General features: G+C 68.0%; 13 protein-coding genes. 4 read left to right on the top strand and 9 right to left on the bottom strand.

The window, feature by feature from the left end; genetic code table 11:
* Positions 1–323 precede the first annotated feature (323 nt).
* Positions 324–686, top strand: a complete 363-nt coding sequence (locus tag TRAD_RS04790; RefSeq protein ID WP_041947149.1) for a DinB family protein — start codon at positions 324–326, stop codon at positions 684–686.
* Positions 687–693: 7 nt separating this feature from the next.
* Here the strand turns inward: TRAD_RS04790 and TRAD_RS04785 are convergent, their stop codons facing one another.
* Together TRAD_RS04785 and TRAD_RS04780 are read right to left on the bottom strand one after the other, a co-directional pair.
* On the bottom strand, positions 694–1,098 hold the full coding sequence (locus TRAD_RS04785) for a type II toxin-antitoxin system VapC family toxin (RefSeq protein ID WP_013177461.1): 405 nt from the start codon (positions 1,096–1,098) through the stop codon (positions 694–696).
* Positions 1,099–1,126: 28 nt separating this feature from the next.
* Complete coding sequence (locus TRAD_RS04780; protein ID WP_041947148.1) at positions 1,127–1,351, bottom strand: ribbon-helix-helix protein, CopG family; 225 nt, start codon at positions 1,349–1,351, stop codon at positions 1,127–1,129.
* Between the two features lie 116 nt (positions 1,352–1,467).
* Here TRAD_RS04780 and TRAD_RS04775 point away from each other — a divergent pair, with 116 nt between their 5' ends.
* The 3 genes from TRAD_RS04775 to thpR all read left to right on the top strand — a co-directional run bounded on the left by TRAD_RS04775 (position 1,468) and on the right by thpR (position 3,047).
* Positions 1,468–1,887: a hypothetical protein gene (locus TRAD_RS04775; protein WP_013177459.1), complete on the top strand. Its 420-nt coding sequence runs from the start codon at positions 1,468–1,470 to the stop codon at positions 1,885–1,887.
* Positions 1,884–2,390: a DinB family protein gene (locus TRAD_RS04770; protein WP_013177458.1), complete on the top strand. Its 507-nt coding sequence runs from the start codon at positions 1,884–1,886 to the stop codon at positions 2,388–2,390. The genes TRAD_RS04775 and TRAD_RS04770 overlap by 4 nt, the downstream gene beginning before the upstream one ends.
* A 96-nt stretch (positions 2,391–2,486) precedes the next feature.
* Positions 2,487–3,047, top strand: a complete 561-nt coding sequence (gene thpR / locus TRAD_RS04765; RefSeq protein ID WP_013177456.1) for an RNA 2',3'-cyclic phosphodiesterase — start codon at positions 2,487–2,489, stop codon at positions 3,045–3,047.
* On the opposite strand, the gene TRAD_RS04760 is transcribed toward thpR, so the two are convergent.
* The 7 genes from TRAD_RS04760 to TRAD_RS04730 all read right to left on the bottom strand — a co-directional run bounded on the left by TRAD_RS04760 (position 3,044) and on the right by TRAD_RS04730 (position 12,580).
* The gene (locus TRAD_RS04760; RefSeq protein WP_013177455.1) at positions 3,044–4,990 is read right to left on the bottom strand and encodes a S9 family peptidase; all 1,947 of its coding nucleotides are present in this window, start codon (positions 4,988–4,990) and stop codon (positions 3,044–3,046) included. The genes thpR and TRAD_RS04760 overlap by 4 nt on opposite strands.
* 14 nt (positions 4,991–5,004) lie before the next feature.
* The gene (locus tag TRAD_RS04755) at positions 5,005–6,333 is read right to left on the bottom strand and encodes a glycosyltransferase family 4 protein (protein ID WP_013177454.1); all 1,329 of its coding nucleotides are present in this window, start codon (positions 6,331–6,333) and stop codon (positions 5,005–5,007) included.
* Entirely contained in the window at positions 6,333–7,622 is a 1,290-nt protein-coding gene (locus TRAD_RS04750) for an amylo-alpha-1,6-glucosidase (RefSeq protein WP_013177453.1), read from the bottom strand. Before TRAD_RS04750 ends, TRAD_RS04755 begins: the two co-directional genes overlap by 1 nt.
* Positions 7,619–8,839: a carbohydrate ABC transporter permease gene (locus tag TRAD_RS04745; protein ID WP_013177452.1), complete on the bottom strand. Its 1,221-nt coding sequence runs from the start codon at positions 8,837–8,839 to the stop codon at positions 7,619–7,621. Before TRAD_RS04745 ends, TRAD_RS04750 begins: the two co-directional genes overlap by 4 nt.
* Positions 8,836–10,101 (bottom strand): carbohydrate ABC transporter permease, encoded by a 1,266-nt coding sequence (locus TRAD_RS04740; RefSeq protein ID WP_013177451.1) that lies wholly within the window; start codon positions 10,099–10,101, stop codon positions 8,836–8,838. Before TRAD_RS04740 ends, TRAD_RS04745 begins: the two co-directional genes overlap by 4 nt.
* A 59-nt stretch (positions 10,102–10,160) precedes the next feature.
* Positions 10,161–11,507, bottom strand: coding sequence for an ABC transporter substrate-binding protein (locus TRAD_RS04735; protein WP_013177450.1), 1,347 nt, complete (start codon positions 11,505–11,507; stop codon positions 10,161–10,163).
* A 62-nt stretch (positions 11,508–11,569) separates the two neighbouring features.
* Positions 11,570–12,580, bottom strand: a complete 1,011-nt coding sequence (locus tag TRAD_RS04730) for a LacI family DNA-binding transcriptional regulator (protein WP_013177449.1) — start codon at positions 12,578–12,580, stop codon at positions 11,570–11,572.
* Positions 12,581–12,963 lie beyond the last annotated feature (383 nt).

The raw sequence follows: 12,963 nt of genomic DNA, 5'->3' as shown, positions 1-12,963 counted from the left end.
CGCCTTAGCCGCTAAGCAGCAGGAGGACGGCGGCTAGTCCATCGGCTGGGAGGCTATCAGCCCGGGGGTGGAACTGGAATGCCGGAGCATCGTCACCTTGAACGCCCTCAAAACCCTGCGCGCGTATGGGCGACTGTAGAGGCAGTGAGGACAGCCCCCGTCTCACACCACTGGAGACGGTCGGTCCGGGCACGTGGGGCATGTGGATGTACAAAGCCGGATGAACGGAGGCGACATGCAAGAAGCGTTTAAGGAGAGCGTGCTCGAGCTACTCCGCGAAGCCTACTTGGGCAAGACCAAAGCCTACACCTGGTTCGTTAGACGTGGGGCTGCTCGAGACCCTGGACGGCCTCAGCGCCGAGGCCGCATCCAAGCAGCTGGGCGGGGCTTCAATTGCGGCGCACACCGAGCATTTGCGCTGGAGCTTAGCGATGGCGAACGCCTTCGCGCGGGGCGAGGAGCCGCAGGCCAAGTGGTCAGAGAGCTGGAGCGTAGACCGCGTGGACGCTGCCGCGTGGGAGCGGCTGCGGGCCGACTTGCGGCGGGAATACGAGACGCTTCTTGCTGCGCTGGAAAAGAGCGACTTGAGCACCTTCGACCTGCCGACGCTGACGGGCATTCTGGCGCTCGCGCCGCACGCGGCCTATCACCTGGGGGCGATGCGGCAGATGGCGCTGGCGCTGTGAGGGCGGGTCAGTTGTCCACCACTGCAAACCCGGCGTGAGCAAAATGCCGGTCGAAGCTGAACGCGCGTTCCAGCCGGTGACGGCGCATCAGCGCGAAGGACACCGCATCGGTGAAACTCACGCGTTGATCCGCATACTTGGCGAAGAGTTCAAGGGCGACGCGCTCGTCCGCCTCGTCCGGACGCAGGATGCGAAGCGCCTGCGAGGCATAGATGGCCGCTCCGCGTTCGGCGGCAAACGCGTAGTTCGCGCGTCGCCCGAGCAGCGTCAAGGTCTCGTCGAGCACGAAGTTGCTGGTGTAGAGGCGCGCTTCAGAGCGCTCGAGGCCACGCCAGATGGTCAGCGCGGCCCCGTGAAACTGGTCGTTTCTCAAGTAGCGCGCCAGAAAGGCCGACGTGTCAACGAACACCATCAACAGCCACAGTCAACGAAAAACACGGTCAACGACCGTCGTCGTAGAGGTAGCGGTCGTGCTCGAGGGCGAGATCGGGTTCCGTATCCTCTGGGAATGCGACCTCGTCGGCGAAGAGCGGGTCGCGCGCCTGGGCGACTCTGGCCTCGAGCGCGCTGCGGATCAGCTCGCCGAGCGAAACGCCTGCAGCTTTGGCGGCCCGCTCCGCCCGCGCTTTCAACTCGGGGGGGAGCAAAACGGTGGTGCGTTCCATGCCCCGATGATACGCCACAGCGCGCCCCAAGGCCTGCGTTGGCCGACGTGTTACCATGAGCGCCGCCACTGGTCAGCACCTCCAACAACCAAACGCCTTGACGCCCTGGGAGGGTTATGCCTGACCCCGCCGCACCCGAACCGACGCCATCCGCGACCGTCTCCGCCTCGCACTTCACCCAAAACCTTTTCGCCGTCCTTTCGGAGACCTTCGCGCAGACGAGCGGCATCTACCTCGATAGGGGGGCGGACTTGTTCAGCACCCTGGACGCGCTCTCCGCCGAGGAGGCGTCGCGGGAAGTCCTGGGGACGACCATCGCCGCGCACGCTTTCCACACGGCCTTTTACGTGCAGGCGATGGAGCGCTACTTCGAGGGGTTCGAGGGCAAAACCGACTGGCAGGGGAGCTGGACGACCCGCGCCGTGACGCACTGGGACGAGGCCGCGCTCGACTTCGGGATGACCATCGCCATCCACTCGGCCTATCACTTAGGGGCCATCCGGCAACTCGCCAAGGCCGTGAAAGGGGAACGATGAGCGTTTCGGAAAGCGTCCGCCGAGCGTGGGAGAACAACCTCCGCGTCAATCAGGTCTTGCTGAGCCACCTCAGCCCCGAGATGCTGGCCTCGAGGACCCCCGGCGGCGGGATGAGCGTCGCGCAGCACCTTGCGCACATCGTCGGGAGCGTCAAGTACTGGGGGACGCAGTTTGATTCGGGTCTGGAGGCGCTGCCCCGGCTCTTCACCGTTCGGGAGGGTTTGCCTGAGGACGACCCCGAAGCGTACGTCCCCGAGACCGACCTGGGGCGCATCCGGGAGGTGATGCGGGAGACGTACGAAGCGGTGCTTGGGGCCGCCCAAGCCGCCACCCAAAAGGGCGCGACCGCGTACGGCGAGAGCCACGACTCCCCCGACGCTTTCCTCATCCACATGATGGTTCACGACGCGCACCACCGGGGGCAGATTTTACTAGCGCTCAAGACCGCTGGGCACCCGCTCCCCGACGAGGACGCGGTGTGGGGGCCGTGGCGGGGTGGCTAGCCTGTAAGGCGAGACGCGCGCTCATCCAGATTGAGATGGCTTATGTGTTCTTCGCTTGGGCGGTGCGGCAGCTGAGGCCAGCGAAGACGCGCTGACGTGCGCCTCTTTATCGCCCTCAACCTGCCGACATCGGCGCGCGAGCGCCTCACCGACGACCTCGCGGCGCTCCGCCGAACCCTCCCGGGCGTTCGCTGGGTGCACCCCGAAACGCTGCACCTCACCCTCATCTTCTTGGGCGAGCTCGAAGACGCGGGGCGGCGCGCGGCGGAGGCCGCGCTGCGGCGCGTCGCGGCCGCGCACGCCCCCCTGGAGCTCCGCTTCACGCACCTGGGCGTCTTCCCGAACCGCTCGAGGCCGCGCGTCATCTGGGCGGGCGTCGCCGACCCCGAGAGCGTCGCGGCGCTCCACCGCGCCCTCGTGCGTGAGGGGCTCCGGCCAGCGGGGGCGGCGGCCTACCACCCGCACCTCACCTTGGGCCGCGTCCCGCCGCCGGCCGCGCCCGACGTGCGGCGCGCGCTGCCCGGCCTCCTCGAGCGCCCCGTTGCGCTCTCCGCCCCCATCCACAGCCTCGAGCTGATGCGGAGCACGCTGGCGCCCACGGGGGCGCGCTACGAGGTGCTGCTGAGCGCCCCCCTAAACCGGGGGGAGGGGGTTTAGGCGCCCCTCAGCCCCGCCACCCACGCCGCGCCCGCTTTGATCTCCAAGCTCGAGCCCACGAGGTCCTCCCCCAAGTCCTCGGCGCGGCCGCCCAGGTGCTCCGCCAAAAACGCCTCGGTCAGCGCGTAGAACGAGAGCGCGTTCTCGGGGCGCGCGAAGCCGTGCCCCTCGTCCGGGTAGAGCGCGTAGATGACGGGGATCCCCCGCTCCTGCAGGGCCGCGACGATCTGGTCGGACTCCGCCTGTTTGACGCGCGGGTCGTTCGCCCCCTGGCCGATGAGCAGCGGGCGGCGGATCTCAGCGGCGCGGCTTAGGGGCGAGCGCGACCACAAAAACGCGCGCCCCGCCTCGGTGCGGTGGTCGCCGACGCGGCGCGCCATCTCCTCGACCATAGCGGCCCAGTAGGGCGGCACGGTCTCCAACAGCGTCTGCAGGTTCGACGGCCCCACGATGTCGACGCCGGCGGCGAACACCTCCGGGGTAAAAGCGAGCCCGGCGAGCGTCGCGTAGCCGCCGTAGGAGCCGCCCATGATGGCGACGCGCGCGGGGTCGGCGATACCTTCTGAAACGGCCCACGCCACGGCGTCGAGGAGATCCTCGTGCATCTTGGCGCCCCACTCGAGGTCGCCGGCATTCACAAATGCCTTGCCGAAACCCGTCGACCCGCGGAAGTTGGGGCTCAAAACGGCGTAACCGCGGTTCGCGAGCCACTGGTGCCAGGTGTTAAACCCCCATGTGTCACGCCCCCAAGGGCCGCCGTGCACCAGCAGCACGGTAGGCAGCGGCGCGGCGGGACGCTCACCCGCGACCGACGCGGGCAGGGTGAGGTAGCTGACGAGTTCTAGACCGTCGCGCGCGGGGATGACGACCGGGCGCATCCGGCTAAGCGGCGCCCCCTCGAGCGCCGGGCGGGTGCTAAAGAGCGGCCGCACCTCCCCCGCCCGGCGGTCAAAGAGGGCGTACGCGGTAGGGGCGTCGTCGCGCTCGAGCGAGACGGCCCAGAGCCCGTCGTCGCGGGTGCGGTCGTGCACCCACACCTCCCCGGGGGTGGCCGCCTGCAAGATCTCCAGGTCGCGCCGCACGGCCTCATCCAGCACCCCCCAGCGCGTACGGGTGTAGGTCGCCGCCGCCGCCTGGACGCGCCGGGTCAGGGGGTGGCTGAGCACGTGCCCTACGTCGGCGCGCGGGTCCTCGAAGAGCACCGTCCGCGCCCCCGTGCGCGTGTCCAACGCGACCAAAGCGGCCGTGTCCCGCTCGCGGCTGTCGAAGAGGTAGAGCAGGTCTCCGTCGGCATCAAGCCCTACCGCGGCGGTCGAGAGGGCGTCCTCGTGCGTCACCGTCACGAACGGTTCGTCGCGCCAAGCGTCGCCCTCGCGTTTGAGCAGGAGATAGCCACCGTCCGAGGTCGGCTTTTTGCCGAAGCGCACCCGAAAGTCGTCGTCGAGCAAAAAGCTCTCGAAGCCGTCGTTTTGGAGCAGCAGCGTCCGCTCCCCCGACCGCAGGTCCAGGCGGTAGAGGTCGTGGTACTCGGGCACGCGGTCGTTGAGCCCGACGATGAGTTCACAAGGGTGCTTGGGGCTCAGCTTGACGACGCGCGCCTGCACCCCCGCCAGTGGGGTGAGGTCGCGGACCTCCCGGGTCGCGACGTGGACGCTAAAGAGGCGCCAGTTCTCGTCGCCCCCCTCATCTTGGAGGTAGAGCACGTGCTCGTCCGTCCAGGCCCAGGTGTAGAGGCGGATGCCGCGGCCGGTGTCGTCCGTGATGGGCTGGGCCGCCGTGAGGTCGTTGGCGGGGGCGACCCAGACGTTGAGCACGCCGCCTTTGGGGGCCAAAAAGCTCAAAAACCGCCCGTCCGGGCTGAGGCGCAGCTCGGTGCGCTCGGGGTTGCCGAAGAGGGCGCGGCGGGGGATGAGGGTCAGGGTAGAGGTGGTCGCTGCCGTCATGTCCCCATTGTGCCCTAAACGCGTTTTCTAAAGTGGGGGTGTACACCTTGCGCGGTTGGTATAGGGGGGCCAAAGGGGTCGCCTAACACAGGACTCAAGCCCAACGCCGCCACCTCTGCTGCCAGCACATCCTTGAGCGCGTCGTAGGAAAAGTGCTCCAGGGCGAGCGCGTAGTTGTGTTCGACCATCTCTCGGTGCGCCTCGGGGTCCTCTAGAAGCTGCGCGACGGCGCGCACCGCCTCGGGCGTCACGGCCCCGCTAATCTCGACGAAGCGAAACCCCTTGGGGGCGATGTCGGTTTCAAAAACGCGGTAGCGGTTGACGAAGGCCGGTTTGCGGAAGTAGACCGTCTCCAAAAGCGCGTTGCCAAAGCCCTCGTAGAGGCTCGGGTAGGTGACGAAGTCGGCGTGCGGATAAATGTCCGAGAGGGCGTAGATTTTTGTGTCTCCCTCCACGCGGCGACTTTCGTCGACGCGTTCGGCGACGTAGCGCAGCTCCACCCTCTTCACCGCCGCATACGCCTCTAGGTGCCGCAGGTAGGCGAGCCCCTCGTCGCCCGCGCGGTGCGTGACGACCAGGACGTGCGCGGGGTCGGCGAGTTCGGCCAGGAGGTCGATGGCGAGCTCGATACCTTTTCGCGGCACCACCCGCGTCGGCTGCAAAAAGAGGGTGTGCGCCTCGCTGAGACCGATAGCCTCCCGGAAGTCGGCGTTGTAGGCGTCCACACCGGGAGCGGGGTGCGCGAAGTCCATGACGTTCGGGAGCACCCTCGCCTCTAACCCGCGCCGCTCGTGAAGCGCGCGCCTCGCGGGCGTATTGATGCAGAGGTGCCGCACGTTGGGGGCGTGGAAAGGGAAGAAGGTGTCCAGGAAGGCCGGGTCGGCGTAGGCCGCGAAGCGCTCCCGCTCCCAAAAGTAGTCATGCTCGTGCGACAGACAGGGCAACCCCGTGCGCGTCGCCACCAGCGCGAGCGCCTCGGCGAGCGGCAGCTGCATGGGGATGGCCCAAGCGTTCTGGATCACCAACAGGTCGGGGCGGACGGTCGTCACCACCTCCATCAGGTCGTCCGCAAGCGCTACGGCGGCGGCGCGGAGGTCGCGGCGCAAGCCCTCATCCTCCCCCCCACCGAACATGCGCGCGCCGAGCGCCGCCGCCGCGGGATCCTCGAAGTGCATCGCGGGGAGGCAGAAGGTGTTCGCCGCCGCTGTACGTTCTTTGGAAACCTCACCTGCACAGAAAAAGGGCTCGAGCCCCAACGTACCGAGCGCCCAGGCGACCTTTTCGGCCTCGAGGCTCACCCCGTCCGTACCGGCAAACCGCGTGCCCAGGTGCAGAGCGCGCACTAGAGAAGCTCCAGCACCAAGGCCGCGCTCCACGAAAAGTCGCGCGCGCCGCAGGGTGAACCGTCGCGGGGGTCGTAGTACTCGGCAAACCCGCTCCGCGCAACCAAGCTCAGCGTGTCGTTTACGACCCGCTCGGCCAGCGCCGCGTAGCCGTAGCGCCGGAGCCCCTGCACCAAAAACCAGTTGATGTTGAGCCACACTGGCCCGCGCCAGTAGCGCCGCGGCTCGAAGTAGGGGCTGCTCTTGGCCGCCGACGGCAGGTAGAAGCGGGTGCGCGCGTCGGGGGCGTAGGCGTCCGGGTCGCGGAGGTGCTCAGCGAGCCGCGCCGCCTGCGCCTCGCTGGCGAGCCCCGCGTAGAGCGCCAAAAAGGTCGCGCAGGTGTCCTCGCGCACCGGCGCGCCGGCGCGCAGGTCGAGATCGAAGTACAAACCCGCCGCCTCGTCCCAGAGCGCGCTGTAACCCGCACGCGTCCGTGCGAGCCAGCCCGCGATCTCCTCCGTGGGTTCACCTAGTGAGGTGGCGAGCTCGAGCAGGTCCTCGTTCGCGCGGTGCAAGATGGCCGTGGTGAAGGCGTCTCGAATCAGGAAAGGGGCCCGCTCGAAGAGCGCCTCCGGGTCCCAACGCCAGTCCCGATAGAGACCGATCAGGTACATGAAGCGCTCGTAGTCCCCCGCGACCGGGCGCTCGTCGGCCGCAACGTGCTGCTGATCGCGGCGCCGAAAGGTTGGGACGTCCGTGGGCGTAAGGCGCGCTAGCGCCCCGGTAAAGCGCGTCGAGTTGTCCATCCCCGACTCCCAGGGGTGGATGAGGGCTACCACCCCGCTCCCTTCGGGGTCGCGCGCGGCGTAGAACCAGCGGTGCCAGGCCAGCAGCTTGCCGTAGACCTCGCGGAGAAACGTGAGCGCCGCCCCCTGGTCGGGGTCGCGCTCGACGATGGCCCGCACGGCGGTCGCCAGCACCGGCGGCTGCGTCAAACCGGAGGTCGGCACGCTTGGGGCGGCCGCGCTCCTTTCGCTCCGCCAGAAGTCGGGAGTCGGGAAGTAGTCGGAGGGGCCGTCGTGGTACACGATGTGCGGCACCATGCCGTCCTTCCACTGCCCCTCTAAGAGGGTGCGCACCTCCGCTCGGGCTCTCTCGAGGTCAAAAGTCGCCAGCCCCAGCGCGATGAGCGCCGCGTCCCAGTTCCACTGGTGGGGGTACTGCTTCGGGCTCGGTTTGATGAAGCGGCCGGTGTCGTTGTCGCGCAGGATGCGCTGCGCCTCCCCCGCTAGGTGCGCCGATACGCTCATCCTTTGACCCCGCCGGCGGTGAGGCCGCCGACCAAGTAGCGCTCGAAGACGAAAAAGAGCAGCATGATGGGCACCGTGATGATGACCGCCCCCGCCATCAGGTATTGGCGCGGCACCTCCTGGTTGTCGAGCGCCACCATCCCACGCGGCAGGGTAAAGAGCGCGGGGTTGTCCAAAAACATAAAGGCGAACAAAAACTCGTTCCAGGCGATCATAAAGACGTAGAGCCCAACGGATGCCAGCGCGGGGGCGGCGAGCGGCAGGGTAATGCGCCAGATCACCTCGGCGCGGGTGCAGCCATCGATCATGGCGGCCTCCTCAAGGTCTTTGGGGAGCGTCTGAAAGTAGCTCCGCAGCATATACAGGGCTACCGGAATGGTCGTCGCCGGGTAGACGATCAAAAGACCCGGTAGGGTGTTGCGCAGCCCAAGCTGGGTAAAGACGGCGTAGAGCGGGATGACCAACACGATGGCGGGAAACATATAGATGAGGAGAATCGCACGCGATAAAAAGGCGCGCCCACGAAACGCGAGGCGGGTCACCGCGTAGGCGCCGAGCACCGCCAGGGCAAGGGTGATCACCACGGTGATGGCGGCGACGAGGGCGCTGTTACCGATATAGCGCAAAAAGCCGAAGTCAAAGAGCACCGCGCGGTAGCTTGCAAAGAGCGCCGACGCGGGCCGCGCCAGTGAGATGGAGAGGTCGGTCGGGTCGCTCAGCATCTCGGCGCGGGTTTTAAAGCTCGAGGCCACCATGAAGTAGAAGGGAAAAAGGATGATCAGCAGGAAAAAGGCGAAGCCGGCGCCGCGCAGCAGCCGAATACCCAGCACCTCGGCGGTGTCGCGCCGAAACGCCTCCAAGGGGAGCGCGCGCAGGGCGTAGCGGGTGAGCTGCCCGGCGGCGGCGAAGGCCAAAAGCCCAGCGAGCGCCCACGCGCCCCCCGGCAGCCCGAGCGGCCGCAGCCCGCTCACCGCCAGCCAGAGCACCCCGAGGCCCACCCCGAGCCCCACGGCGGCCAGCGTCGGCGTGTCTTTGCCGCGCCGCCAGAGGCCGACGAGCACGCCCAGAGCGAAGCCCGCAGCGAGCGCTGCGCCGAGCGGCAAGGTGGCGCTCAGGCCACCTACGAGGGTGGCGAGCAGCGACCAGCTCGCCACCGCCAGCGCGGTCGCGAGCGCGCCGACGACGCCGGCCGCCAACAGCCCGACCGCCCGCCTCACGCTTCCTCCGGTACGACGCGAAAGTAGATCACCATAAAGAGCAGCAAGACGCCGAAGAGAATCACCGCGACGGCGGTGCCGGTACCCAAGTTGGCGAGCCCAAAGGCTTGGTCGTAGATCTGGATGGGGAGCGTTTTGGTACCGGCCGCGCCCCCGGTCAGCAAAAAGATGTCCTCGAACTTGTTGATCAAAAACATGAAGCGCAGCAGGAAAAGCACCGCCAGCACGCCGGTGAGCTGGGGCAGGGTGACGAACCAAAACTTCTGCAGCGGGCTCGCGCCGTCGACGTCAGCGGCCTCGTACATGTCTTTGGGGATCGCCTGAAAGCGCGCCAGGATAAAGAGGAAGGCAAAGGGGAAGTAGTTCCAGGCGCTAAAGGCGATGACGGTGGCGAGCGCCAGCGGCACGGTAAAGCGCGCGCCGAGGAGCGATACCTCGAGGCTGCGGCTACCCAGGAAGTTGAGCGGCGTCTCCAGGAGCCCATAGTGCACCCCGAGGGCGTTCGCCGTCCCCGAGGAGGGATCTAAAAAAAACGCCCAGACGAAGGCCACAGCGATCACCGGTGCGACGTAGGGGAAGAGGAAGAGGCCACGGATAAAGCCCTGCCCCCAGAAGCGGGCGTCGACCAGTTGGGCGGCGAAGAGCCCCAGCAGGATCGAGAAGACCGCGCTAAAGAGGGTGTACGAGAGCGTCACGCGCATGACGGGCCAGAACTCGGGGCTGCGCAAGATGGCGCGGAAGTTGTCCAGAGTGAAGTCGGGGGTAAAGAGGATGTTGGGGGCTTGCGCGGTGATCTCCGCGCCCTCGCCGCGCGGCTCGGGCACCTCGAAAAAGGCGGGGCCGGCGGTGAAACGCAGCTCGAGGTCGCGCCGCTCCCCCCTCTCCAAACGGCCCAGCTCGCAGCGGAGGAGCGTCCCGGTAAAGGTGCAGGGCGCTTGCGCCGCGAGCTCCAAACCGGCGGGCAGCTCGCGGGTCACCGTGACCGCCTCGAGGGGCGTCGTCTGCGAGCGGTTGCGGGCGATGAGGGTGAGTTCAAAGGGTTCGCCCGGCCCCTCGGGGAGCGTGAGGCGCTCGTTGACCGCCGGGGTCGGCGCGCGCAGGTCCCCCAGGGTCACGGGCTTCACGCTCAGCCAGAAGGCCATCACCACGGGGAAGATAACGATCGCCAGCACGATGAGCACCGTCGGGGCGAGCATCCAGTAGGCGAGGCGCGCCTCGCGCGCGGCCAGCGTCCTGCGGGGGGCGGGGGTAAGAGCCGCCATCGTCGACCTCCTTAGGGGCGCGCAGCCCGCGGTGAACACGGGCTGCGCGCCACGCGCCGCTACTGCTGCAGCGCGGCCACCCGTTCCTGCATGAGGCTAGCGGTCTCCTCGGCGCTCCTGTCGCCGTCCAGAAACTCGCGCAGCGTCTCGACCAGCACGCGGGTATCCGCCATGCGGCTATAGAGCAGCCCTTGCCCCTGCGCAAAGGCCCAGCGGTTGGCGGTCTCGAGCCCAGCCACGAGCTCCCCCAACAGTTCGGCACTATAGAAGTCGCTGAGGGGCGCGCGCCGGTCGACCCCGACCTCGAGGTTCGACCACGCCTCGACGAACGCCTCGGGGTCGTCGGCGGGGCCTCGCCGCACGGGGATCTTCCCTTCGGCCGCCACCGAGAGGGTATCGACGTAGCCTTCGCTCATCGAGTACTCGACGAACTGCATCGCGGCGTCGACGTCCGCGTCGACGGTGATGCCGAAGTAGCGGATGTCCGACCACCCCGCACCCTCGGCGAAGCTCGGACCCGAAAGCCGGGTTAAAAAGCCCGTCCTTTCGGCTAGCTCGCTCGTCGTGGGGTCGTCGAAGGCGGTCACCGGCACGTCGTCGCGCAACCCCGCGAGCTCATCCAAGATAAAGGGCGACCAGACGATCATGGCCGCGCGGCCCGCGTGGTAGAGCTCGCGCGACTGCTCCCAGTAGAGGTTGCCCGCGGGGCTCGCCTCGACCAGGCGTTTGTAGAACTCGAGCGTCTCGACCATCTCGGGGGTATCCAAGGTGACGTTGCCCTCATCGTCGACGAGCTGCACCCCGTTGGCGAGGGCGAAGTGCTCGAAGACCTGGAGCATGTAGGGTTGGCTCACGTCAGTCGCCGCCACGAAGCCGTAGCGCTCGGGGGGGTTGTGCAGGGCGTCGATAGCCGCCAGGATCGCCTCGTAGGAGCTAGGGGCCTCGAGCCCCGCCTCCTCGAAGAGGTCGGCGCGGTAGAGCAGCAGCTGCGTCCAGCCATCGACGGGGACGGCGGCGTACTCGCCCGCGACCTCGACCAGCGAGAGCGCCCCCGCGCTAAAGGTCTCCTCGCCAAGCAGCTCGACAACTTCGGTAGCGGCGAAGGTGTCGAGGATGCCCGCTTCGGTCCAGCCGAGCGTGTAGTTGAGCGGGTGGTAGATCACATCGGGCAGCTCACCGGCAGCGAACGCGGCGGTGACGCGCTCGCCCATCTGCGCTTCGTTGACGGGCACCACGGTGACCGAGATACCCGTCTGCGCCTCGAAGTCGGCGGCGATGCGCTCCTGCACGGCGATGCGATCGGGCTGCTCTTCCGTCGTCCAGAGGGTGAGCTGCGCCGAGGCGGCGCCGCAGAGCGCGAGCGTGAGCAAACTAAGGGTCAGCCTGTGAGCAGGTCGGGACAACATCAATAACCTCCAAAGATGTCTTGAGAACGCGTCAAGCGGTTCGGGTAAACAGCGGCTCGAGGTCACCCCCTTTCAACGCGCGCTACAGAGGCGCGGACGACGAGCTCGGGCTCTACGAGCGTCGAGGGCGGGGGCGACTCCCCTTGCAGCAGCTCTAGAAGGCGGCGCGCGGCGAGCGCCCCCATCTCGCGTCCGGGCTGGCGTACGGTCGTGAGCGGCGGCCCCAAAAAGGCGCTCCACGGCAGGTCGTCGAAACCGACCACCGACAGCCCCTCCGGCACCCGCACCCCGCGCTCATGGAGGGCGTGGTAGAGCCCAAGGGCCACGCGGTCGTTCGCGCAGAAGACCGCGCTGACCTCCGGGTACTCCGCGAGAGCGCCTCCAGCCCGGACGCCGCTCGCTTCGGTCGAGTCCCCCTCGAAGACGTAGCGCGCCGCGATCCCGGCCTCATCGAGAGCGCGGTGGTAGGCGCGCAGCCGCGCCACCCCGTCGACGCGCGCGCCCGCGACGTGGGCGATGTGGCGGTGGCCCGCCTCGAGGAGCAGGCGCATCGCCGCCGCGGCGCCGTGAGCGTTGTCGAGCCCGACCGTCGGGAAACCCGAAGGCTCGGCCTCCGCGGGCGCCTCGCGCTGCACCAGCACGACCGGCGCGCGCTCCCCGAGAAGGCTGCGAAGCCCCTCGGCGGGCATCTGCACGCCGATCAGGATCAGACCGTCCATCTGGTGCTCGAGCAAAAAGCGCGTCGCTACCCCCTCGCGCGCCACGTCGCGGCTGCTCGTGACGAGCGTGTACTGCATCCCCAGGGGCGTCAGCACGTCCTCGATGCCGCGCGCCATCTGCGCGTAGAGGGGGCCCAAGACGTCCGGTACGAGCACCCCCACCACCCCCGTCTTGCCCGTGACGAGCCCGCGCGCGAGCGTGTTGCGCCGGTAGCCGAGCACCTCGATCGCCCGCTCCACACGGCGCCGCGCCCGCGCCGAGACCTTGCCGCCATTCAGCGCGCGCGACACGGTCGCCGTCGAGACCTGCGCCTCGCGAGCGACGTCCAAGATGGTCAGGTTCCGTTTCGTCATGCGTGCCTTACGTCCTCCATCAGCTGCACCACCGAAACACCCTCTAGCGAGGAAGTGTAAACGTTTACACTTTATTGTTCCTCTAGTATGACGCCCCAGGTGGGCGCTGTCAATTCGCGGAGCGCGACCCGGGTACACAACCGCTATACAACCGCCCCACCACCAGTTACACGCAGCCTCCAGCCACGCACCGCCCTGTGGGGGTGCGCCACGCCGAACTGCGTTCCAGAACGCGAGCCCGTTGGTTACAGCGTTGAGGTCGTCGGAGTGTCGCGGGTCGGGTAGGCCTGGGAGCAGCACCCTCACCCCTGCGCGGGAAAGCCGGTATCTGGACGCGCTATAGCGTTAGCGACGCCGCTTCAACTGCTTAGCCTGGCAGCCTA

The organism is Truepera radiovictrix DSM 17093 (assembly GCF_000092425.1).
GTDB lineage: Bacteria > Deinococcota > Deinococci > Deinococcales > Trueperaceae > Truepera > Truepera radiovictrix.
The sequence above is the reverse complement of the archived record's forward strand: the minus strand, read 5'-3'. Positions and strand labels throughout refer to the sequence as shown.